Origin of the sequence: Pelosinus propionicus DSM 13327 (genome assembly GCF_900114615.1) — a bacterium.
In the GTDB taxonomy this organism is placed as follows: Bacteria; Bacillota; Negativicutes; order DSM-13327; family DSM-13327; genus Pelosinus; species Pelosinus propionicus.
Genome location: NZ_FOTS01000117.1, coordinates 1 through 2,026, shown reverse-complemented (window position 1 = coordinate 2,026; position 2,026 = coordinate 1). Strand labels below are relative to the sequence as shown.

Annotated in this window: 2 protein-coding genes; both read right to left on the bottom strand. The window is 34.8% G+C overall.

Annotation, left to right across the window (positions count from 1 at the left end):
• Positions 1 to 711 precede the first annotated feature (711 nt).
• On the bottom strand, positions 712 to 951 hold the full coding sequence (locus BMZ99_RS25780) for a hypothetical protein (protein ID WP_090944989.1): 240 nt from the start codon (positions 949 to 951) through the stop codon (positions 712 to 714).
• Positions 952 to 1,299: 348 nt separating this feature from the next.
• Positions 1,300 to 1,923 (bottom strand): class I SAM-dependent methyltransferase, encoded by a 624-nt coding sequence (locus tag BMZ99_RS25775; RefSeq protein WP_090944986.1) that lies wholly within the window; start codon positions 1,921 to 1,923, stop codon positions 1,300 to 1,302.
• Positions 1,924 to 2,026: the final 103 nt, after the last annotated feature.

The following is a 2,026-nucleotide window of genomic DNA, read 5'->3' as shown; positions in this document are numbered from 1 at the left end:
TACTCCCTTTCAAATCAGGAGCATGGCCGTGTAATTCTAAGCTATCCTACGACAGGGCGTTTCCTGCCTGTCTATTTCCACGGGAGCGGTCTATAAGAGCAAGGCGCCTTTAAGGAATACTGACTAAGCGACGGGCAGGTTTAGATCTTTAGCAAGTAGAGCTACAGTCATCGTCACAGCAGCAGAAAAATAGAAGAAGAATAATAATTATAATGATAAAGCTAGAACCTCCACGTCCGCCACCCCAACCACCAAATCCCATAAATATTCCTCCTTTCTGCATGACTGGTTTATTTATTATAGTTTATGCTTCTTAGAAGCTTTTTGTTACGAATCAAAATAAGAAAAATAGCTTTTCCGTTTTCCTTGTATATTTCACTTCCCATCCTAAACTAGATCACAAGAATGGTGATCATAGCTTACTGCATCATCCTGCTAAAATTACTCTGTAGCCCTACTGGTATATACCGCTGACCGTAACCAGCAGCATTAATATAAAGCAAAGCCCCCCTCACTCAAGGTGGCTTTTATCTATCGATAAATCTGTATATAACATTATTAGCAATCACTAGTATTCGAAATATCTGGAAATAAAAGAACCCATAGACTAATAATCAAGACTAAAAACCAGACCGCCCTAAAACTGTTACCAAAAAACATTTTAATTCCACCTTTCAGATTTCGGCTTTGGTATTATCTTTTATACTCTCACTACGATTCTCTAAGAGGACCAATAGAGGTGATTTCATTAATAGTGATCGCAATAACATCTCCTATAACATATGGCGAAACTGCACTAGTTAACTGTAGTATAATAAACCGTGCTTCTGTTTCATCAGAGTCAGTGCAATGACGTACTGATATAAATGCTCCCACATATACTGCGCCTGAATTTGTAACAACAGTCAAAATGGTCCCTGGCGTAAATTTAAATAAATTGTAATTAGACATTTATTCTCTCTCCTTTTGGTCTGCCTGGATATATCTATCCGCATCTTATTTTATGTATGATTGCTAGTAAAGGTTACATAGTATGTTAAATTTAAGGTATTTATTAGATACTATTAAAATGCACCTCCCTACCATAAGGCAAAGAGGCACATTTAAGATTGCAAGTGCTTGTCGATAAAAAAATAATACTTGCCATGCTCAATTAAGTAAAATTCTGCCTAGAACAGTTTAGTATCTGCATGCATCGGCAGTGTTGCCTTGTATAAAATATAATATTTTACAATAGAAAAGACTAGTAGTCCGCTTGAGCACGGAAATCCTAGTCTTATTAGTTCACATTATTGGATGTTATTTCTCTCCAGAAGCAATAAAGATACTTATGCTTGCACTTTCATTTTCACATTTCGAAGTAGTACAACAATTTCCTCCAACACAATCGACAGTAATATTTTTAAGTCCAGCATCTAAAAACCATTGCCTTATATCTTCACGTTTAAATCCTAGCCATCTATCAAAATGTTCAATTTTTAAAAATTCATGATTATGTGCATCTAAATCAGTGATTACAATTTTCCCACCTGGTTTTGTAATTCTTACCATTTCCTTAATCGCAGCTAATGGATTATTAACATGATGCAAATACATATTCGCAATGGTATAGTCAACTTTATTAATTTCAATAGGCAGATCTTCTGCTTCTCCTTGCTTGTAATCAATATTACTGTAGTGTTTAAATTTTTCTTTCATTTGATTTAACATTTCATTCGAATAATCAACAGCAATAACACTAATTCCCTTTTTTACAAGACCTTCCGTGATAAAACCAGTACCAGCACCAATATCCGCAACGGTTCTTCCTTGCTTCAAATCAACAATACTATAAGCCTTTTCTCTAACAAATTCAGAGAAAAAAGCATTACGCATAGTATCCCATTGATTTGCCACTTCATTAAAATAGCTATTGCTATTCATAAAAATCATCCTCGTATAATAAGTTTTGTAAGCAACAATCCGCCGTTGTTTACAAAACTTATTTTATTTTTTCAACACGTAAAGGAACCCCTTGATGCTAAAA

What these genes read in the sequence shown, in the direction of transcription:
- BMZ99_RS25780 (WP_090944989.1), bottom strand. Translation starts at nt 951, where the DNA reads ATGTCTAATTACAATTTATTTAAATTTACGCCAGGGACCATTTTGACT.
- BMZ99_RS25775 (WP_090944986.1), bottom strand. Translation starts at nt 1,923, where the DNA reads ATGAATAGCAATAGCTATTTTAATGAAGTGGCAAATCAATGGGATACT.